The following is a 20,059-nucleotide window of genomic DNA, read 5'->3' as shown; positions in this document are numbered from 1 at the left end:
CGCACCGAGGGGCCGTAACCTGGATCGATGACATCGATCGAGCCAGGTTCCGGCCCCTCCTCCGTCGGCAGCCCGTCGTCTGCTGACACCGCTGCAGCCGCCGTTGCCTCCGCCCCTGCGCCTGCTCGCCCCCTCGCGGGGCGTCGCGCCCTGATCACCGGAGCGAGCCGGGGGATCGGTGCCGACATCGCCCGCGCCTACGCCGCAGCCGGCGCCGACCTCGTGCTCACCGCGCGTGACGCCGCGACGCTCGAGGCGGCGGCCGCACGGCTCACGGCCGAGCACGGGGTGCGCATCGCGGTCCTCGCGGCGGACCTCGCCGATCCGAACGTCCCCGACCGGCTCTGGGACGACGCCTCCGCCCTGCTCGCGCAGACCGCAGGGGCCGACGGACGGGTCGACGGAGGTGTCGGCGCCGCCGGCCTCGACGTGCTGGTGAACAACGCCGGCCTCTCCCATCCGGAAACCGTCGATCAGCTGGACACCGCCCACTTCGACGAGACGCTCCGCGTGAACCTCCGCGCCCCGGCACTGCTCGCCGCTCGCGCCGGAGCTGCGATGGCGGAGGCCGGCGGCGGGGCCGTCGTCACGATCGCCTCGGCCGCCGCACTGCGCCCGTTGGCCGAGCACTATGCCTACAGCACCGCGAAGGCGGGCCTGGTGATGGCCACCCGCACCCTCGCCCTCGAGCTCGGATCCCGCGGGGTGCGGGCGAACTCGATCTGCCCCACCGTGGTGCTCACCGATATGGGGCAGACGGTGTGGGGCGAGCAGCCGGCCAAGGCCGCCCCGATGCTCGCACGGATCCCGCAGGATCGCTTCGCGCAGCCCCGCGAGGTCTCCGACGTGGCGGTGTGGCTCGCCTCGGACGCCGCCTCGATGGTCAACGGCGCGGAGATCCCGGTCGACGGCGGCTACCTGGTCAGCTGACCGGATGGCCCGCTGATCAGGCAGCCGCCGCTGGGAGAGGGGTGCGGGGACGGTCAGCGCCTCAGCGCCGCAGTGCCGCAGTGCCGCAGTGCCGCAGTGCCTCAGCGGCGCAGCGCCGGGTGACCGGCCCGCCCGCTGCCCTCGGCCAGCGCCCCCTGCACGGCGTAGTAGGCGGGCTTGCGGGTGAAGTCCTCCCACATGACCGTCGCGGCGCCCTCGCCCGGGAAGGTGCCGGGGACCCACGAGTAGGAGTCCGCGAAGCCCCACAGGGTCAGCGAGTTGCAGCCGTCCACGGCCACGACCGCCTCGGTCACGCGACGGTAGTACTCCGCCTGCTTCTCGAGCTGCTCGGTGGTGGGCCGCCCGCTCTCGGGCAGATCCATCCGCACGTCGAGCTCGGTGATCGCCGTCTCCAGCCCGAGGTCGGCGAAGCGCTGGAGGTTCTCGGCGAGGTCCGCAGGGAAGCCGTAGCGGGTGGAGAGATGTCCCTGGGTGGCGAAGCCGTCCACCGGGACGCCTTCGGCGAGGAGCTCCTGGATGAGCGCGTAGTAGGCATCGGACTTGGGGTTGATGCCGTCGACGTTGTAGTCGTTGAAGAACAGCAGGGCGCCCGGATCCGCGGCGCGTGCCCAGCGGAAGGCGTCGGCGATGATGCCGGGGCCCAGCTCGCGGAGCCAGATGTTGTTCTCGCGCAGCTCCCCCTCCTCGGTGAAGATCTCGTTGCACACGTCCCACTGCTGGATCTGCCCGCGATAGTGGCCCACGACAGTGTCGATGTGGTCCTTGAGGATCACTCGGAGCTCCTCGGGGCTGAAGCCGCCCTCCTCGAGCCACGTGGGGTTCTGGCTGTGCCAGAACAGGGTGTGGCCGCGCACGACCTGTCCGTTCTGCTGGGCGGACGACGCGATCGCGTCGCCGTCCTCGAAGACGTAGGTGTCCCGCTCGGGGTGCAGGTACTCCCACTTCATCTGGTTCTCGGCGGAGACCGAGCTGAACTCCCGGTTCAGGACCTCCGCGTAGGCGGCGGCCTCGGTGGAGGACGGTGAGTCCGGGTCATCGGTGTGGTGCCCGCCGCCGGCGACGGCGGTGCCGATCTTCATCGACGACCCGGCGGCCCAGGCCAGGTTGTCCTTCTTGGCGAGCCCCGGAGGGGTCTTCTGCCCGTTCCCGGGCTTCTTCCCGGTCCTGGCCGGGGCTGCGGAGGCGGCACTTCCGGCAGAGAGGGTGGCGGCGGCGGTGACCGCTCCGGCGGTGAGGATCTGGCGGCGCTTCATGACGTCTCCTATGACTCAGAATGCGAAACATTTCGTACCGTTTCGGGTTCTGTGAGCGTATGGCAGGCGTCACAAGGTCGTCAAGAGCGGAAATACCCTCGGGACTGAACGGCTCGTGGCGAAAACTTTCGGGAGTGTACGGAGCGGGTCTGTCGTCTCGACAGACCCGCGCCATAGGTCAGCCCCGGGGACACGCTCCGAAGGCCGCTCCGGAGGCCGCCCTGAAGGCCGCTCCGGAGGCCGCCTCGGCGGTGCGCCCTCAGAGCAGCGCGGTCGCCCCGAGCTGGTCGAGCAGCCAGGCGAGCTCGTCGGCCCGCTGCTCCCACTTGCGGTAGCGGCCGGAGCGGCCTCCGTGCCCGGCGACCATCTCACAGCGGAACAGGATCGGCCGCTCGGCCTGGTCGCTGGTGACCGTCTCGCGCAGCCGCGCCACCCACTTCGCGGGCTCCACGAAGAACACGCGGGTGTCGTTGAGCGAGGTCGACGCGAAGATCGCGGGGTAGTCCGCCGCCTGCACGTTCTCGTAGGGCGTGTACTCCTTCATGTACGCGTACACCGCCGGATCATGCAGCGGGTCGCCCCACTCCTCCCATTCGCCCACGGTCAGCGGCAATGAGGGATCCAGGATGGTGGTCAGCGCATCGACGAAGGGCACGCCGGCGATCACCGCGCGGAAGCGCTCGGGGGCGAGGTTCGTGATGCCGCCCATGAGCAGCCCGCCCGCGCTGCGACCCTCGGCGGAGAGTCGGCCCTCGGCGACCAGCCCGGAGTCCGTGAGGTGCTTCGCGGCCGCCACGAAGTCGCTGAAGGAGTTCTTCTTCTCCAGCATCTTGCCGTGGTCGTACCAGTCGCGGCCCATCTCGCCGCCGCCGCGCACGTGCGCGATCGCGATGACCACGCCGCGGTCCAGCAGCGGGAGCCGGGTGGGGACGAACGACGGATCGATGGAGACCTCGTAGGAGCCGTAGCCGTACAGATAGCCCGGCGCCGTGCCGTCGGCCGCGACCTCCTTGCGGGCCACCACGCTCAGCGGGACCGCGGTGCCGTCCTCCGCGGTGGCCCATTCGCGCCGTTCCACATACAGCTCGGGGTCGTACTTCGGCACCGGGGTCACCCGCAGCACCGTGGTCTCCCCGGTGGAGACGTCCCGCTCGGCGACGGTCGTCGGGGTGAGCATGCTCGTGAGCTGGTAGCGCACGGTGGTCGTGTCCCAGCCGGGGTTCGTGTCGAGCTCGACGGTGTCCAGCTCGCCGCCATGGGTGAGGTCGGTGGCCTGCTCGACCAGCAGCGATCCATCCTCCGCGCGCGGGATCAGCCGCACGCCCGCGAGGCCGGCGCTGCGCAGCTCGAGGGCGACGAAGGAGGCGAAGGCCTCGACCGCGAGCAGCCGCTCGCCCTCGCCCGCGACCAGCAGGTCCTCCCAGGTCGAGGGGGCCTGGAGGGAGGCCTGGGCGAGCGCGAAGCCCTGGGCGCCTTCGTTGTGGATCACGAGCAGGCGATCCCCGGCGTGCTCGACGCCGTAGTCCACGCCCTCGCGGCGGCCGCCCGCGGGAACGGGAGCCGACGTCGGCCGGGTGAGGTCCAGCAGCCACGCCTCGGTGGTGGAGGTCGAGCCGGCCTGGATGACCAGGGTGGAGCCGTCCCGCGAGCGGTCGAAGCCGATCATGAACCGCTCGTCGGGCTCCTCGAGCACGAGCTCGTCGTCGGTCGTGGGGGAGCCGATGCGGTGGCGCCAGATCTGGTGCTGGCGCCAGGCGTCATCCACCCGCGCATAGAACAGCCACTGCTGGTCGGCGGAGAACGCGAGGCCGTACCCGGTGTCCGTGACCGCTTCGTCGAGGATCTCCCCGGAGGCGATGTCCTTGACCCGGATCGTGAAGCGCTCGTCGCCTGCGGAATCCACCGCGTAGGCGAGCAGGGTGTGGTCGGGGGAGGGGGCCAGCCCACCCAGCGAATAGAACTCGGCGCCGGCGGCCTCTGCCTGCGCGTCCAGCAGCAGCTGCTCGCCCTCGAGCATCACCCCCGGCTCGACCTGCGGCAGCGACCCGGTGTCGGGCACGCGGGTGAAGGCGGGATAGTCGTCGCCCGCGGTGGTGCGGGTGATGTACCACCAGTCGTCCCGGCGCACGGGCACGCTGAGATCTGTCTCCTGGGTGTGGCCCACGAACTCGTCGACCAGGGTGCTGCGCAGGTCCGCGAGGTGCGCGGTGCGGGCGTCGGCGTAGGCGTTCTCCGCCTCGAGGTGGGTGATCACCTCGGGGTCTGTCTTGTCGCGCATCCACTCATAGGGGTCCACGACGGTGTCGCCATGGTGGGTGCGCTCGGTGGGACGGTGGGGCGGCGTCGGGGCCGACGGGATGTCACGGGTCATGGTTCGAGCGTAGCGGCGCCGGAGAGCACCGAGCACAGCGCCGAGCCGTCACGACGGCACAGCGCAGGCGCAGGCCCGGACACAGCCCCGAACGCAGCGACGGGAGTGCCGCACGGGAGGCGAGGACGTCGTCGGCGCCGCCTCCCGGCGGTGGATCGGAGGATGGTCAGCGGGCGGCCTCGGGAACCTCGAGCTGATCGAGGAGCCACGCCATCGACTCGGCCTGCAGGGCGGAGGCGTCGGCGGCCGTGGGGACGCAGCGCAGCAGCACGGGCCGCTCCTGCGGATCCGAGGTGACCCGGGCACGCAGCGCGGCGACCCAGATGGCGGCCTCGGCGGCCAGCACCTCCTGGTCCTCGAGCGACGTCCAGGCGAACACGGCCGGATACTCGGTCGCACGGATGTTCTCCGCCGGGCTGTAGCTGCGCAGGCGGCGATAGATCTGCTCGTCGCCGGCAGGGTCGCCCCATTCGGCCCACTCCTCGAGGGTGAGCATCACCTCCGGATCCAGGAGGGTCTCCAGAGGATCCACCAGGGGAGCCCCGGCGACGATCGCCCGGAACCTGCCGGGAGCACGGTTCGCGCTCGCGGCCACGAGCAGGCCGCCCGAGCCCTGGCCGAGCGCCCCGAGGCGGTCCGGTGCGACCCAGCCCTGGGAGACGAGGTGATCTGCACAGGCCACGAAGTCGTCGAAGGAGTTGGCCTTGTGCAGCAGCCTGCCGCGACGATGCCAGTCGCGTCCCATCTCGCCCCCGCCGCGGACGTGAGCGACGGCGACGACGAGTCCGAGATCGGCCAGGGCCAGCGCGCCGGGCAGCAGCCGCGGGTCGTTCGAGATGCCGAAGGCCCCGTCGCCGTAGAGGATGCCCGGCGCGGTGCCATCGGTCGTCGCGTCGTGCCGGGCGAGGAGGGAGATGGGGACCTGGGTGCCGTCCGCCGATGTCGCCCAGAGGCGCCGCTCGAGGTACTGGCCCGGATCGATCCCGGGCGCCGCGGCTCGGCGCAGCACCTCGATCTCGCCCGTGCCCACGTCGAGCTGGGCGATGGTGGCCGGCGTGCGGAGGCTGTCGAGGCGATAGCGGAGCGTGTGCTGGGTCCAGGACGGGTTCGCGTCCAGGTGCAGGGCGTCGAGCTCGCCGCCGTGGTCGACGGTGCGCAGGGCCGCGACGTCGAAGGACCCGTCGGACCGGCGCGGCAGGATCCACACCCCGGGAAGGCCTCCGGAGCGCACCTGGAGCGCGGCGAACCCGGCGAAGGCCTCGACCGCGTCGAACTGCTCGCCCTCCGCGGCGGTCAGGAGGATGGTGGAATCGGCCAGGCCGTCGGAGTCGGCGAGCGGGGCGACCGAGAGCACGCTGCCCCCGACCTCGCCCTGCCGGATGGCCAGGAGGCGGTCGCCGGCGTGCTCGATGACCTGGTGGACCCCGTGGTGGCGGCCGGTCACGGACACGGCGGCTCCGGTGGGGTCGTCCAGGTCCAGCATCCAGGTCTCGGAGGTGGTGGTCGAGACCGAGCTGATCAGCAGCGTCGACAGATCGCGGGAGCGGGCCATGCTCAGCTCTGCCCAGTGATCGGGCTCGGTCAGGACGGTCTCGTCCGCGGCCGCCGGCGTGCCGAGCCGGTGACGGCGCACCTGATGGCGGCGGCCGATGTCATCGAGCTGCGTGTAGAAGATCCAGCGGGAGTCCTGGGAGAACGCGAGATCCGGTCCGGCCTGCTGCACGGCGTGGTCCACGACCTCGCCGGTGGAGAGGTCGACGACGGTGATGTCGCAGCCACCGGCGGAGACCTCCGCGCGAGCGAGCAGGTCGTGATCGGAGGACAGCGCGATGCCCACGACCAGCTGGCGATCCTGGATCAGCACCTCCTCTCCCTCGAGCGGCACCCCGTCGAGGATGTCGGGCACGGTGCCCGGTCCCGGAGCGGCGGCGCGCACTCGTGACAGGGAGGCGTCGGCGCTGGAGCCCGCTCCGGTGCTCGGGCGGTCGATGTACCACCAGCCCCCGGAGCGGACGGGGGCGGAGAGGTCGAGGTCCCGGTCGGTATCGGTCAGCTCCTGCAGGAGCGTCGAGCGTCGGCCCTCGAGGTGGGCGGTGCGTTGATCCGTGTAGGCGTTCTCCGCGGCGAGGTGGGTGACGGTCTCAGGAGCGCGCTGGTCACGCAGCCATCCGTACGAGGTGACGGCGGTGTCACCATGCACGGTCCGGGATTCGGATCGGCGAATCGGGAGGGGCGTCGCGACGGTCCTGTCGAGCGCGGGGGCCGCAGCTGCGGCGGTGGCGATCATGTCCTGAGTCATCTGTTCCGGCTTTCCAGTGGATGTCCTGCACGACGACGGACGCGCGCGGTCCGGGAGGGAGCGGCGAGGCCGTCGTGGATGTTCTGAGGAGAGGGGAGGGTCGTGCTGGGGAAGTCCGATACCGCCCGAGATGTCCGACCTTCGGCGTACAGTCCGGATAACGGCTGCTGCAGGACGGGGCGTGCTGTCCTCGCGGTGAGAGGGATCGTCTCCATGGAGTCGGTCCACTCCTTTCGATATGTCGAGCCGTTGACCGGGATGGCCCTCCGGAAAGTCGCCGGATCGCAACCGGATCGGGAGGGTGATGCAGTGCACAGGACGTTACGCTCGGTGTTTTACAGGTATGTCTGAATTATTGAAAGGTGAGGAGCCCGGACGTGTGATCCACCTCCGAGGCACCCGCTGACCAGCGGTGACATCTCCGCTGGTTCGTGAGGAGGGGTCAGTGGAGGACGATGAACGGTACGCCCGAGCCTTGCGCAGCGCGATCGAGCGGAGCGGACTCTCCCTGACCGGCATCTCCCAGCGCCTCCGGGCGAGCAATCGTCCGGTCAGCGTCGCCACGCTCAGCAACTGGCGCTCGGGGCGGAGTCTTCCCGGCGGCGAGCAGTCCCTGGGGGTGATCGCGGCCCTGGAGGAGCTCCTCGGGATGGCGCCGGACTCCCTGGCGGATCTCGTCGGCGGCCCTCGGCTCGTCGGCCGGGCCGTGCAGCGCACCAAGTTCGTCGGGCAGGGGGACCGTGGGAAGGGCGCCTTCCGGGAGGCGCTGCTGGAGCTGGGCTTCGAATCGCCGCAGCAGTATGCGCATGAGCGGGTCTTCCATCAGCTCGCGATCATCGATTCCTCGTCGCGGCGTCAGGAGATCGTCTCCCGGGTCACGGTGCGCGCGCTGGAATCGGGGGTCTGCCGGCTCCCTGCGGTGCACATCCTGGACCCTTCCGAGGCCAACGTCGCGCCGGAGTACGAACCGCTCGACGGATGCACCATCGGCCGCCGGGTGGTCTGGCCGGGTCGTCGCACCTACGGCGTCGAGCTCGTGGTCGACGGGCGTCTCGACGCGGGCCAGGTCGCGTCGTTCGGGTATCGCGTGGTGACCCATTCCGAGGCGACCGCCATGGAGGGCACCTTCTACAGCCTCGCCCGGCGGGCGCACGATGTCCTGTTCGAGGCCGAGTTCCGCGGACCCCTCAAGCCGCTCCACTGCGAGCGCTACCGGCGCACCGACACTGCGGAGTCCGTCACCCCGGTGCGGCTGGACCATCGCAACCGCATCCAGCTGGCGGAGTCCCGTTTCGGCCCGGGCTCCGTCGGCCTGCGCTGGACCTGGGGCGCCGACGACCGCTCGGACGACGATCTCGACATGGATCTCGACGAGGATGCCGACGGCGCCGCGGCCGTCGCGATCGACCGGGCCTGACCCGGGTCAGCGCTCGCCGGAGGTCAGGAACGCCTGCAGGGCGAGCACCGCGGCCCCGACGGCGCCGGGGTGGGGCTGCACCTGGGAGACGACCACGCGCGTCGTGGCGTCATCCCCGACGTGCTGCCGGGCGGCGTCGAGGTAGATCCCGGGGGCGGCCTGGACGGGTGCGCCGGCCAGGACCATGGTGTCCAGGCCGAGGGCGATCGCCAGATTCGCGGCGACGCGGGTGAGCGGCAGCGCGGCGGCCATCACGGCGTCCTGAGCGGCCTCGTCGCCCTGGGACGCGGCGAGCGCGGTGCGCGTCAGGTCCGCGATCCCGGAAGGGGCGGCCTCGAGATGGAGGCAGCCACGGCGACCGCAGGAGCAGAGCCGCCCCCCGGGGGAGATGTGCAGATGGTCCAGGGGCTGGCCGCTGTCCGGGCGGAACGGGACACCGTCCAGCAGCAGCGCCAGCGACATCGTCGACCCCAGGTGGAGGGTGCCGGAGAAGCCCGACCCGCTCTGCTCCCCGCTCCAGAAGCTGCCCAGCGCGGCGCAGGTCGATTCCCTGCCGCGCACGGAGCGGACGTCGAGATCGACGGTGAGCTCCTCGAGCGCCCAGGCGACGCCGTCTGCCAGGCGGTCCGGCATCGCGAACCCGATGCCGGTCACCGCCCCCAGCTCGTCGCCGGGGGCGAGGGTCGCGAGGCCTTCTCGCAGGCGGTCCGTGACCTCGGCCGGATCGTCCGCATCCTGCAGCGGGAGCACCACGCGGGCCTGGAGCGCGCCGGTCGTGTCGACGGCGACCAAGGAGAGACGGTCCTCGTCGATCGTGCAGCCCAGGGCGCGGCGTGCGGAGTCGTCGACCCTCAGCAGGGTGGCCCGCTTCCCGCCCGTCGACCGGGCGTGGCCGCTCTCCCAGAGCAGTCCGGCGGCCAGCAGGCGCTTCACGGAGTTGGTGACCGTGGCGGCGGTGACGCCCAGCTCGCGAGCGATCTCGACCCGGGTGGTCTCGGTGCGTCGGCGGACGAATTCGAGGACTGCGGTGTCCATCGTGGGACGTCGTCCGCCGCCGGTGCCGCTCATCTCCCACCTTCTGTTCGCTGGATTCCTCGGAGTTTCCCGGAGTTTCCCGGATTTTCCCGGACATCCCTGGATCGTGACCTATCTGGGACCTTGCTGGACCGCCCGGCCCTCTTGACGGAGAGTCGTCTGATTTGCACACTGAGGCTACTTCATTAACTGAATGAAGAAAGAGGGGGCCGGTCGACCGACCAGGGCTCCCAGCACACGCGACGCCGCGTGGACAAGGAGAGCAATGATGCACCTGAAGCGCCGTGACCTGTACAAACTCACCGCGATCGGAACCGTCCCGATCGCCCTGGCGGCCTGCGGCCAGACCTCGAACCTCGAGACGGGTACCGGCTCCGATGGTGAGAAGAAGACCATCCTCACGACGAACGCGACCGAGGCGACGCTGACGCGGAACCTCAACCCGCACTCGCCCTCGGTGATCCCCATGGTCCAGGGCCTCATCTACGAGACGCTGTTCTACTTCAACCCCCTCAAGCCGATCGACCAGGAGCCGGTGCCGCAGCTGGGGGAGAGCTACGAGTGGAACGAGGACGGCACGGCCCTCACGGTGACGGTGCGCAAGGGTGTGACCTGGACCGACGGCGAGGCCTTCACCGCCGACGACGTGGCCTTCACCTTCAACAGGATCAGCGAGACCGACGCGCTGAACGACGGCGGCACCGCCCCCACGGCCGAGGCCACCGATGACACGACCGTGGTCATCACCTACGCCGAGTCCTCCTACCTCGAGGGCCCCAATGCCCTGGCGCGCACCTGGATCATCCCCGAGCACCTCTTCACCGACGTCGAGGACCTCGCCACCTACGCCAACGAGGACCCGATCGGCACCGGAGCCTTCCAGCTCGACGACTTCACCCCGGAGTCCTACCTGCTGCTCGCGAACCCGAACTACTGGGAGGAGGGGCGGCCCGGGATCGACGGCGTCCGCGCGATCACCACGTCGGGCAACCAGTCCGCGACCGACCAGTGGCTGGCCGGGGACATCGACTACATGTCCTCCGCGATCCCCAACCTCGAAGGGCACGTCGAGAAGAACCCCGACCTCGCCTACACCAACACCGGCATCTCGCAGGCGGCGCTGTTCGCCGCCTCGAACACGGAGCTGGGATGCGAGGGCCCGCAGACGGATGTGGCGGTGCGCAAGGCGCTCTACTACGGCATGGACCGCGAGCAGCTGTCCAAGCTCGCCTTCTTCGACCTCGGCACCGACATCTCCCCGTCCTTCGCCCTGCCCGAGCGCGATGCCGACTTCATCGACCCGTCGATCGACCTGGCCCCGTGGAACGCCCAGCCCGAGGAGGCGAAGAAGGTGCTCGAGGACGCCGGCTACGCGCCGGGGTCCGACGGCATCTACGCCAAGGGCGACGTGCGGGTCTCCATGACCGTCTCCTGCCCCACCGGCTGGTCCGACTTCGTCACCGCCCTGGACACCCTCGCCCAGCAGTACAAGGAGATCGGCATCGAGCTGATCCCGCAGCAGGTCAGCGTCAACGAATGGAACGACGCGAAGGCCAAGGGCACCTTCCAGCTGGTCATCGACTCCGTCGGCCAGGGTCCTGCACCGGACCCGTACTACCCGTACCGCAACCAGTTCTCGACCGAGAGCACCGTGCCCGTGGGCGAGAACGGGAACCCGTACCAGAACATCACCCGGTTCTCCGATCCGGAGGTGGACGCCGCGCTCGATGCCGCTGCGGCGACCGATGACCCGGAGGTGAAGAAGGAGCACTACTTCCTCATCCAGAAGCGTCTGGTCGAGGTGATGCCGGCGATCCCCCTGCTCATCGGCTCGAGCCTCACCGAGTACAACACCTCCCGGGCCACCGGCTGGCCCACGGAGGACGACCTGTACGCCTACCCGATGTCCTGGTCCGCACCGGACAACTCCGTCGTCCTGAAGACCGTCACCCCCGTCGAGTGATCCCGCGGGGCCGCGCCGCTGCTCCGGCGGCGCGGCCCCGCCCTGTCCCTCCCGGAGACGACGAAAGGACCGACGACGGTGCACATCCTGCGCAAGCTCGGGTTCTACCTGGTGGCCCTCTGGGCCGCGGTGACCCTCAACTTCTTCATCCCTCGGATGCTCCCGGGGAGCCCGGTCGACGCCGTGCTGGCCAAGCTCGCCCTGCGCGGCCCGGTGGATCCGGGGACCCGGCGCTCCATCGAGATCATGCTCGGGGCCGACGACGACAGATCGCTGATCCAGGAGTACTTCTCGTATCTGGGCAGCCTGTTCTCCGGCGACCTCGGCATCTCGGTCACGTACTTCCCGATGCCCGTCACCCAGATCATCGGGCAGTCGCTGCCGTGGACCCTGGTGCTGGTGGGCCTGGCCACGACGATCACCTTCGCGATCGGCATGGTGCTGGGCACCATCGCCGGCTGGAAGCGCGGGAGCTGGCTGGACTCGCTGATCCCGGCCACCACGATCCTGCAGGCCGTGCCCTACTTCTGGCTCGCGCTGCTGTTCATCTACGTGCTCTCGGTGAACATGGACCTGTTCCCGATCTCCGGCGGCTACGACCCGTCGATGGTCCGGCCGGCGTTCGACTACCCGTTCCTGTCCAACGCCGTCTACTACGGCTTCCTGCCGGCGCTGACGATCGTGCTGTCCTCCCTGGGCGGCTGGCTGCTGGGGATGCGCAACATGATGGTCTCCACCCTCAGCGAGGACTACATCCTCACCGCCGAGGCGAAGGGGCTCAACCCCCGCCGGATCATGGTCATGTACGCCGCCCGCAACGCGATGCTGCCCAGCGTCTCCGGCTTCGCGATCTCGCTGGGCTTCGTGGTCTCCGGCTCCATCGTCGTCGAGACCGTGTTCTCGTACCCCGGCATCGGCTACACGATGCTCCAGGCGGTCAACAACAACGACTACTCGCTCATGCAGGGCCTGTTCCTGGTCATCACCGTCTCGGTGCTGGCGGCGAACCTCGTGGTGGACCTGCTGTACGGCATCATCGACCCCCGCACCCGGGCACGGGGCTGAGGAGCAGACATGGCACAGACATCCTCCGGCCGCCTGGCCGGCCTCCGACGCGTCCTGACCCCCTCCTTCGTGATCGGTGCGGGCCTGGTCGTCGTGATCACCCTGTTCGGGTTGATCGCCCCCTTCTTCGTCGCGGATCCGCTCGCGGTCGACAACGCCGGCATGCACGGGCCGACGGCGCAGAACATCCTGGGCACCACCCAGACCGGCCAGGACGTGCTCGCGCAGCTCGCCTGGGCGACTCGCGGTTCGCTCATGGTGGGCGTGATCGTCGCGGTCCTGGCGCTGTTCCTCTCCGCGTTCTTCGGGATTCTCGGCGGCTACCTGGGCGGCTGGCTCGACGAGGTGTTCTCGCTGTTCACCAACGTGGTGCTGATCCTGCCGGGGCTCCCGCTGATGATCGTCATCGGGTCCTATGTGCAGCAGCGCGGGCTGCTGCTGATCTCGATCATCCTCGCGATCACCTCGTGGGCGGCCGCCGCGCGTGTGCTGCGCTCGCAGACCCTGTCCATCCGCACCCGCGACTACGTGCAGGCCGCACGGATCGCCGGCGAGAAGGCGCATCGCATCATCGCCGTGGAGATCCTGCCGAACCTGCTGCCGGTGATGTCCAGCGGCTTCGTGTTCGCGCTGATCACGGCGATCCTCGGGGAGGCCGGCCTGAGCTTCATCGGCATCGGCGTGGTGGGCACCCAGACCTGGGGCTCGATGCTCTTCTACGCGCAGAACGGGCAGGCCCTCACCCTCGGCGCCTGGTGGTGGTTCGTGCCGCCGGGCCTGATGATCGCGCTGCTGGGCTGCGGCCTGTCGCTGATCAACTTCTCGATCGACGGCATCATCAACCCCCGCCTGCGCACCGCCCCCAAGCAGGTCAAGCAGGTCAAGAAGGCTGAGCAGGCCGACAAGGCAGAGCAGGAAGAGGCCATGGCATGAGCGACCCCGTACTGAGCACCACGCTCGAGGAGGACCGCAAGGGCGGCGGTGACCCGGATCTCGGCGAGCCCGTCCTCACCGTCGAGGGCCTCAACGTGGTCTATGAGGTGGAGATCCTCGTCCACGCCGTCCAGGACGCCACCTTCTCCCTGCGGCGCGGGGAGATCCTCGGCCTGGCCGGGGAGTCCGGCTGCGGGAAGACCACCCTCGCCTACGGCCTGAACCAGCTGCACCGGCCACCGGCCCGGATCACGTCTGGATCGGTCACCTTCCATGACCGGGACGGCGGCGATGTCGACGTGCTCGCCCTGGAGGGGGAGTCGCTGCGCGCCTTCCGCTGGTCGAAGGTCGCCATGGTGTTCCAGGGGGCGATGAACTCCCTGAACCCGGTGCTGAACATCCGCACCCAGCTGGGCGACGTGTTCACCACGCACCGGCCCCACATGGATGCCGCCGAGCGACTGAGCAGGTCCAAGGAACTCCTGGACCTGGTGGGCGTGGATCCCTCCCGCATCAACGCCTACGCCCATGAGCTCTCCGGCGGCATGCGCCAGCGGGTCATGATCGCGATGGCGCTCGCCCTGGACCCGCAGCTGATGATCATGGACGAGCCGACGACGGCGCTGGACGTGGTGGTCCAGCGGGAGATCCTGCAGGAGATCCTGCGCCTGCGGCAGGAGCTCGGCTTCGCGGTCATCTTCATCACCCATGACCTGCCGATGCTGCTGGAGATCTCCGACCGCATCGCCGTGATGCGGGCAGGGAAGATCGTCGAGATCGACACCGCGGAGAACCTGTACTTCGAGCCCCGCGACCCCTATACCCGCAAGCTGCTGGGCTCCTTCCCCTCCCTCACGGGGGAGGCCGGAGACTTCGTGCGGGCCGGATTCGATGCGGAGGAGGGCCGATGAGCACCCTGGTCGTCAAGGACCTGACCAAGACGTACCTGCTGCGGGACGGGCTGCGCTTCAGCCGGCTCGAGGCGGTCAAGAGCGTGGACTTCGAGCTGACCCCGGGGCGCACGGTCGCCCTGGTGGGCCAGTCGGGCTCCGGGAAGTCGACGATCGCGAAGCTGATCGCCCAGCTCGAGACGCCGACGTCCGGCACGATCACGCTGAACGGGAAGCCGGTGGGACGACGGGGCAGGGCGCTCGCGGCGTACCGCGACGAGGTCCAGATGGTCTTCCAGGACCCCTTCGCCTCGCTGAACCCCTTCCACAGCATCGGCCACCACCTCGAGCGGCCTCTGCTGCTGCACGGCAAGGCCACCAAGGCGGATGTGCGCGAGAAGGCGCTGGCGCTGCTGGAACGGGTGAACCTCTCCCCGGCGGAGTCGTTCGTCGACCGCAAGCCGCATGAGCTCTCCGGCGGCCAGCGGCAGCGGGTCGCGATCGCCCGTGCCCTCGCGCCGGAGCCCAGCGTGCTGGTGGCCGACGAGCCCGTGTCGATGCTGGACGTGTCGGTGCGCCTGGGAGTGCTCAACCTGCTGGCGACCCTGCAGCGCGAGGAGAACCTGGCGCTGCTGTACATCACCCATGATCTGGCGACCGCGCGCCACTTCTCCGATGAGATCCTGGTGATGTACCGCGGGGACGTGGTGGAGCGGGGGCCCTCCGACGACGTGATCCTGACCCCGCAGGCGGAGTTCACCAAGCAGCTGCTGGTGGCCGCCCCCGAACCCGGCACGAACCCGCGCTTCCTCGCCGAGGCGACGCGTCGCGGAGTGCCCATGCCCGATCATCTCGCCGCTCTGGAGGAGACCACGTGACCGCCTCGCCCCACCCGATCACCCGTCGTGACCTGCATGAAGGGTGGTCGCTGTCCGTGACCGACGGGCCGGCTCCCTTCGCGGTCGCCGACGTACCGGCGACCGTTCCCGGCACCTTCCTCACGGATCTGCTCGAGGCCGGACTGATCCCGGATCCCTACCTGGATCAGAACGAGCACGAGCTGGCCTGGTCCGGCGAGGTCGACCTCTCCTATCGGACGTCGTTCCTGTGGTCCCCGAGCGGCGCCGACCGGGTGGACCTCGTGGCCGCCGAGCTCGACACCGCCGCGACCGTGGTGCTGAACGACGAGGTCGTCGCCACGGTGCAGAACCAGCACCGCTCCTGGCGCTTCGACGTCACCGCCGCCCTGCGGGACGGCCAGAACTCGCTCGAGATCCGCTTCGCCTCACCGCTGCGCACGGCGCGGGAGAACATCGAGGTGCTCGGCGAGCTCCCCGTGGTGGGCAACGACCTGCCCTACAACGCGATCCGCAAGATGGCCTGCAACTTCGGCTGGGACTGGGGGCCGGTGCTGGTCACCAGCGGCATCTCGGGCCCGATCGGGCTGGAGGAATGGTCCGGAGCCAGGCTGGGGGAGACCCGGCCGCAGGTCACCGTCGAGGGGACGACCGGACGGGTGTCCGTGCAGGCCCTGCTGGAGGCGGCCGGAAGCGCTGGGGCGGGCGAGATCGCAACGGGCTCGTCGGCCCATCCGACAGATGTCCCCGAGGGATGCACCGTGCGCCTGCAGGTGACCGCGCCGGACGGCAGCACCGCTGCGGAGATCTCCGCGCCGGTCGAGGACGGCGCCACCCTCGTGGAGGTCGCGGTGCCGCAGGCGCAGCTGTGGTGGCCGCGCGGCTACGGCGAGCAGCCCCTCTATGACGTGCTCCTGGAGCTGCACGACGCGAGCGGCACCCTGCGGGACTCCCGCGTGCATCGGATCGGCTTCCGCACGGCCGGTGTGGTGGAGCAGGCCGACGAGATCGGCACGTCGTTCACCTTCACCGTCAACGGCGCTCCGATCCTCGCCAAGGGCGCCAACTGGATCCCCGACGACTGCTTCCCGTCGCGTCTGACCGCCGAGGACTACCGGGCGGCCGTGGCGGACGCGGTCGACGCCGGCATGAACATCCTGCGGATCTGGGGCGGCGGCCTGTACGCCTCCGAGGAGCTGTACGCGCTGTGCGACGAGCTCGGGATCATGGTGTGGCAGGACTTCGCGATGGCCTGCGCCGCCTACTCCGAGCTGGAGCCGCTGCGCTCCGAGGTGATCGCCGAGGCCCGCGAGCACATCGTGCGCCTGGCCTGGCATCCCGCGCTCGTGCACTGGAACGGCAGCAACGAGAACGTCGAGGGCTACTACCACTGGGGCTGGAAGGAGACGCTGCCGGAGGGCCAGGGCTGGGGCAACGCCTACTACACGGAGATCTTCCCGGCGCTGCTCGCGGAGCTGGATCCCTCGCGCAGCTTCACGCCGTCGAGCCCGTACTCCCGGCCCCTGCCGGATCAGCCGCGCCATCCCGACCACGGCAGCATCCACAACTGGGTGGCCTGGGCGTCGGAGGAGGACAACGACTTCGTGCGCTACCTCGACACGATCCCGCGCTTCTCCGCAGAGTTCGGGTACCAGGGCCCCGCGAACTGGGCGACCATGGCCCGGGCCGTCACCGAACGCCCGCTCCAGGCGGACTCCGAGACGATGCTGTCCCACCAGAAGGCGGTGGGCGGGCAGGACAAGCTGCGCCGCGGCATGGCCCCGCATCTGCCTCCGGTGGAGGGGTACGACGACTTCCATTTCGCGACCCAGCTGAACCAGGCTCGCGCCCTGATCTGCGGGATCGGGCACTACCTGTCGTACTGGCCGCGATGCGGCGGAACGATCGTGTGGCAGCTCAACGACTGCTGGCCGGTCACCTCCTGGGCCGCGGTCGACGGGGACCGGCGTCGCAAGCTGCTCTGGTACGCGCTGCGGGACCTCTACGCGCCCCTGCTGATCACGGTGCAGCCCCGCGAGGACGGCCCGGTGGTCAGCGTCGTCAACGACGGCCCGAGGCCGCTGATCGGGGAGCTCCGGGTGCGCCGGCAGGATCTGGCCGGGACTGTTCTGGCCGACGAGGTCCTCCCGCTGCAGGTGGATGCACGGTCCGCCGCGACCGTCCCGCTGCCGGACTCCCTGCTCGCGCCCGATGGGTGCCGAGACCAGGTGCTCGTCGTGGAGGCGGTGGACGACGCGCAGGGCGGACTGGGCCGGCACGTGCACTTCGTCGCCGAGGATCTGGAATCGGATCTGGCCGGCGACGCCTGCACGGCCACGGCCACGCGCATCGAGGGCGGGGTCGAGATAACCGTTCGAGCGCTCAGCACCGTGCGTGATCTCTGCGTGCTCGCCGACAAGGTCGATCCCGACGCGGTCGCGGAGTCACAGCTGCTGACGCTGCTGCCCGGGGAGACCGCGAGGATTCAGGTGCGCACCACGAGGCCAGGGGCCCCGGAGGACTATCTCGCGGACACCGTGCTCATGAGCGCGAACGATCTGGTGGCGCGAGCGCGGGAGCTTGAACCGGCACCAGAGCAGGCTCCGGCACCGGCACCGGCACCGGCACCGGCACCGGCTCCGGCTCCGGCACGTGACCTGGCTCAGTCGTCGGATCGACCAGCTGAGCCGGTGACCTGATGCCGATGGGCCGGATCGGGATGCCCGCGCCGAGGTCGATGTGGTCCGCCGGCTTCGAGCAGTTCCACACGCTCGTGCTGCGCGGCGTCGAGGAGGCCGCCGTGCTCGCGGGCTGCTCCGTGCTCAGCCGGACGGTGGACACCCTCGATGCCGAGCTCGAGGTGATCCGCACCTGGGCACGGCAGCGGGTGGTGGACGTGGTGATCCTCAAGGATCTCCGCCAGGACGACCCGCGGCCGCCCTTGCTCCGGGCTGTCGGCCTGCCCTTTGTGCTGGCCGGGGATCTCCGGCAGTCCTGCGCCACGGCCGCCGTGCTCACGGACAACGCGGGGGCGATGCAGAGCGTGCTGACGGACCTGCGGGCGCGCGGTCATGAGCGGATCGGTCATATCGGTGGGCCGGCGCGACTGCTGCACTCGCAGTGGCGCCGGGAGGCGTACGAAGCCTTCGTGACGCAGCACGGTCTGTCCTCGCTGTGGTGCGAAGGGGACTACAGCGCCGCCAGCGGCGCTCAGGCGACGCGTTCTCTGCTCTCCCGGGAGCAGCCACCTTCCGTCCTCGTGTTCGACAACGATGCGATGGCCATCGGGGGAGCGGACCTCGTGACGGAGCTCGGGCTGGAGATCCCCCGGGACGTGTCCCTGGTGTCCTGGGACGATTCCCTCGCATGCCAGACCTACGACCCGCCACTCGCGGTGCTCGGCCACCGCGCCCATCAGCTGGGGATCAGTCTGGGCGAGGTGGCGATCGCCCTGCTCGCCGGCGAGCACGACGGGCTGCGGCGCGTCGAGGACACCCCCTCCGTGACCGCTCGCGGGTCGCTCGCCGGCCTGCCGCTCTGAAGGGGCCCACCTCCTCACAGGGGGCCGGCTCTCTCACTGGGGGACCCACCTCCTCACCGGGGGATCGGCCTTCTCACTGGAGGACCCACTTCCTCACCGGGAAGCCGTCCTCCTCGCCGGGGGTGGAGGGGCGGCGTAGTCTGGAGACGCAGAGCAGGTCGCGCCGAGCAGAATGCACGGGGAGGTGTGTTCCATGGACTTCACGAGGAACATCGTCGTGGGATATGACGACACCACGGCCTCCGCCGCGGCCCTCCGGTGGGCCGCGCAGCTCGCCCGCAGCTCGGGAACAGGCCTGCGGATCGTGCACGCCTGGAGCTGGCCCCTGCTGGGAAGCGGCATGACCGGCCTGCCGGTGACGGACTCCGCGGGACCACGCAACCAGGCGACCCGCCTGCTGGAGGATGCGGCCGCGACGGTCTCCCTCCTGGTCCCCGAGATCACCGTGCGGGCCGACCTCATCCCCGGCACGGCGCGGGACGTCCTGGACGATGTCTCCCAGTCTGCGGAGCTCGTCGTCGTCGGGACCCGGGGCCTCGGAGCGGTGATGGGCGCTCTGCTCGGCTCGGTCAGCCGCGGGATCCTCCATGATGCGGGCTGTCCTGTTGCGGTGATCCGGTCGGAGCACCACGTCGGCGGTCCTGTCCTGGTGGCGTACGACGGCTCCGAGGCTGCCGGCGAGGCCGTCGACGTGGCCGCTGATCTGGCAGACACCTGGGGCTCGAGGCTGCGCATCGTGCATGTTCGCGCCGACGGGCATGCGCCCTACCACCAGGTCGCCGAGGCCTGGAACGGGGGCGCCCCCTCCAGGGGGCTGCTCGACCAGGCCGCCGAGCGCGCACGGACCGCGCACGACGGGCTCACCGTCGAGACGCGGATGCTCGAGGGCCGGTCCGCAGCGGACGGTCTGCTCACCGCGGCAGCTGGGGCCCGGATCCTGGTCATGGGGCATCGCGGCCTCAGCCGAGGCCAGTTCGGATCCACCGCGCATGCGACGGTCCTGCACGCCACAGGGAACGTCGTCGTGGCCCGACGACCCTCTGCCGAGTGACCTGACTCGCCTCTGCCCCGCTCAGGTTTGAACCATGGGCCGACAGCCCGCTAAGCTGTTCGGCGGTAGCGTGTCCGAGCGGCCGAAGGTGCATCACTCGAAATGATGTGTGGTTAATAGCCACCGCGGGTTCAAATCCCGCCGCTACCGCCCTTGACCTGGAGATCGCCCAGGTTGACGAAGGCCCCCACCGGTTCCGGTGGGGGCCTTCGTCATCTCGCGGGGCGAGCGGACGGCGACTCATACCGGCCGGGCTGGTCCCTGCACCGAGTCAGCTGGGCAGTGTTTCCGCACCGACGCGCGGCATCCGCACAAGCAGAGCCTGTTCGAGCTCACTCCCGCCACGGGCGCACTGCACCTCAGAGGTAGGCACTCTCCTGTGCTCCTGTGCTCCTGTGCTCCTGTGCTCCTGTGCTCCTGTGCTCCTGTGCTC

Annotated in this window: 14 protein-coding genes and 1 tRNA gene; 11 read left to right on the top strand and 4 right to left on the bottom strand. The window is 70.2% G+C overall.

Annotated elements, in window-relative coordinates:
* Window positions 1–27 precede the first annotated feature (27 nt).
* Entirely contained in the window at window positions 28–930 is a 903-nt protein-coding gene (locus tag ACT3T5_RS14500; protein WP_443351605.1) for an SDR family NAD(P)-dependent oxidoreductase, read from the top strand.
* Window positions 931–1,031: 101 nt separating this feature from the next.
* Here ACT3T5_RS14500 and ACT3T5_RS14495 read toward each other — a convergent pair whose 3' ends face one another.
* The 3 genes from ACT3T5_RS14495 to ACT3T5_RS14485 form a co-directional block, all read right to left on the bottom strand.
* The gene (locus tag ACT3T5_RS14495; RefSeq protein WP_444594714.1) at window positions 1,032–2,204 is read right to left on the bottom strand and encodes an endo-1,4-beta-xylanase; all 1,173 of its coding nucleotides are present in this window, start codon (window positions 2,202–2,204) and stop codon (window positions 1,032–1,034) included.
* Between the two features lie 259 nt (window positions 2,205–2,463).
* Entirely contained in the window at window positions 2,464–4,575 is a 2,112-nt protein-coding gene (locus tag ACT3T5_RS14490) for a S9 family peptidase (protein WP_444579602.1), read from the bottom strand.
* 166 nt (window positions 4,576–4,741) lie between these two features.
* On the bottom strand, window positions 4,742–6,862 hold the full coding sequence (locus ACT3T5_RS14485) for a prolyl oligopeptidase family serine peptidase (RefSeq protein WP_444579603.1): 2,121 nt from the start codon (window positions 6,860–6,862) through the stop codon (window positions 4,742–4,744).
* A gap of 457 nt (window positions 6,863–7,319) precedes the next feature.
* On the opposite strand from ACT3T5_RS14485, the gene ACT3T5_RS14480 reads away from it, so the two are divergent.
* Complete coding sequence (locus tag ACT3T5_RS14480) at window positions 7,320–8,291, top strand: helix-turn-helix domain-containing protein (protein ID WP_444579604.1); 972 nt, start codon at window positions 7,320–7,322, stop codon at window positions 8,289–8,291.
* A 6-nt stretch (window positions 8,292–8,297) separates the two neighbouring features.
* On the opposite strand, the gene ACT3T5_RS14475 is transcribed toward ACT3T5_RS14480, so the two are convergent.
* Window positions 8,298–9,359, bottom strand: a complete 1,062-nt coding sequence (locus tag ACT3T5_RS14475) for an ROK family protein (RefSeq protein WP_444579605.1) — start codon at window positions 9,357–9,359, stop codon at window positions 8,298–8,300.
* 232 nt (window positions 9,360–9,591) lie between these two features.
* On the opposite strand from ACT3T5_RS14475, the gene ACT3T5_RS14470 reads away from it, so the two are divergent.
* The 9 genes from ACT3T5_RS14470 to ACT3T5_RS14430 all read left to right on the top strand — a co-directional run bounded on the left by ACT3T5_RS14470 (window position 9,592) and on the right by ACT3T5_RS14430 (window position 19,776).
* The gene (locus tag ACT3T5_RS14470; protein WP_444594713.1) at window positions 9,592–11,289 is read left to right on the top strand and encodes an ABC transporter substrate-binding protein; all 1,698 of its coding nucleotides are present in this window, start codon (window positions 9,592–9,594) and stop codon (window positions 11,287–11,289) included.
* Window positions 11,290–11,367: 78 nt separating this feature from the next.
* Complete coding sequence (locus ACT3T5_RS14465; RefSeq protein ID WP_444579607.1) at window positions 11,368–12,354, top strand: ABC transporter permease; 987 nt, start codon at window positions 11,368–11,370, stop codon at window positions 12,352–12,354.
* Between the two features lie 9 nt (window positions 12,355–12,363).
* A complete protein-coding gene (locus ACT3T5_RS14460; protein WP_444579608.1) occupies window positions 12,364–13,287 on the top strand; it encodes an ABC transporter permease in 924 nt (307 codons plus the stop codon).
* Entirely contained in the window at window positions 13,284–14,198 is a 915-nt protein-coding gene (locus ACT3T5_RS14455; RefSeq protein ID WP_444594712.1) for an ABC transporter ATP-binding protein, read from the top strand. The genes ACT3T5_RS14460 and ACT3T5_RS14455 overlap by 4 nt, the downstream gene beginning before the upstream one ends.
* Entirely contained in the window at window positions 14,195–15,055 is an 861-nt protein-coding gene (locus tag ACT3T5_RS14450) for an ABC transporter ATP-binding protein (protein ID WP_444594711.1), read from the top strand. Before ACT3T5_RS14455 ends, ACT3T5_RS14450 begins: the two co-directional genes overlap by 4 nt.
* On the top strand, window positions 15,052–17,733 hold the full coding sequence (locus ACT3T5_RS14445; RefSeq protein WP_444594710.1) for a glycosyl hydrolase 2 galactose-binding domain-containing protein: 2,682 nt from the start codon (window positions 15,052–15,054) through the stop codon (window positions 17,731–17,733). The genes ACT3T5_RS14450 and ACT3T5_RS14445 overlap by 4 nt, the downstream gene beginning before the upstream one ends.
* Before the next feature lie 20 nt (window positions 17,734–17,753).
* On the top strand, window positions 17,754–18,575 hold the full coding sequence (locus ACT3T5_RS14440) for a LacI family DNA-binding transcriptional regulator (protein WP_444579612.1): 822 nt from the start codon (window positions 17,754–17,756) through the stop codon (window positions 18,573–18,575).
* 193 nt (window positions 18,576–18,768) lie between these two features.
* Window positions 18,769–19,626 carry a universal stress protein gene (locus ACT3T5_RS14435; protein ID WP_444579613.1) on the top strand — a complete coding sequence of 286 codons (858 nt, stop codon included), beginning with the start codon at window positions 18,769–18,771 and terminating at the stop codon, window positions 19,624–19,626.
* A gap of 64 nt (window positions 19,627–19,690) precedes the next feature.
* Window positions 19,691–19,776 (top strand) — tRNA-Ser (locus ACT3T5_RS14430).
* Window positions 19,777–20,059 lie beyond the last annotated feature (283 nt).

Origin of the sequence: Brachybacterium sp. AOP3-A1-3, assembly GCF_052378285.1 — a bacterium.
GTDB lineage: Bacteria > Actinomycetota > Actinomycetes > Actinomycetales > Dermabacteraceae > Brachybacterium.
Note: the sequence above shows the minus strand (reverse complement) of the source record. Positions and strands in the feature narration are given on the sequence as shown.

What these genes read in the sequence shown, in the direction of transcription:
- ACT3T5_RS14500 (WP_443351605.1), top strand. Translation starts at nt 28, where the DNA reads ATGACATCGATCGAGCCAGGTTCCGGCCCCTCCTCCGTCGGCAGCCCG.
- ACT3T5_RS14495 (WP_444594714.1), bottom strand. Translation starts at nt 2,204, where the DNA reads ATGAAGCGCCGCCAGATCCTCACCGCCGGAGCGGTCACCGCCGCCGCC.
- ACT3T5_RS14490 (WP_444579602.1), bottom strand. Translation starts at nt 4,575, where the DNA reads ATGACCCGTGACATCCCGTCGGCCCCGACGCCGCCCCACCGTCCCACC.
- ACT3T5_RS14485 (WP_444579603.1), bottom strand. Translation starts at nt 6,862, where the DNA reads ATGATCGCCACCGCCGCAGCTGCGGCCCCCGCGCTCGACAGGACCGTC.
- ACT3T5_RS14475 (WP_444579605.1), bottom strand. Translation starts at nt 9,359, where the DNA reads ATGAGCGGCACCGGCGGCGGACGACGTCCCACGATGGACACCGCAGTC.
- ACT3T5_RS14470 (WP_444594713.1), top strand. Translation starts at nt 9,592, where the DNA reads ATGATGCACCTGAAGCGCCGTGACCTGTACAAACTCACCGCGATCGGA.
- ACT3T5_RS14460 (WP_444579608.1), top strand. Translation starts at nt 12,364, where the DNA reads ATGGCACAGACATCCTCCGGCCGCCTGGCCGGCCTCCGACGCGTCCTG.
- ACT3T5_RS14455 (WP_444594712.1), top strand. Translation starts at nt 13,284, where the DNA reads ATGAGCGACCCCGTACTGAGCACCACGCTCGAGGAGGACCGCAAGGGC.
- ACT3T5_RS14450 (WP_444594711.1), top strand. Translation starts at nt 14,195, where the DNA reads ATGAGCACCCTGGTCGTCAAGGACCTGACCAAGACGTACCTGCTGCGG.
- ACT3T5_RS14440 (WP_444579612.1), top strand. Translation starts at nt 17,754, where the DNA reads ATGCCCGCGCCGAGGTCGATGTGGTCCGCCGGCTTCGAGCAGTTCCAC.
- ACT3T5_RS14435 (WP_444579613.1), top strand. Translation starts at nt 18,769, where the DNA reads ATGGACTTCACGAGGAACATCGTCGTGGGATATGACGACACCACGGCC.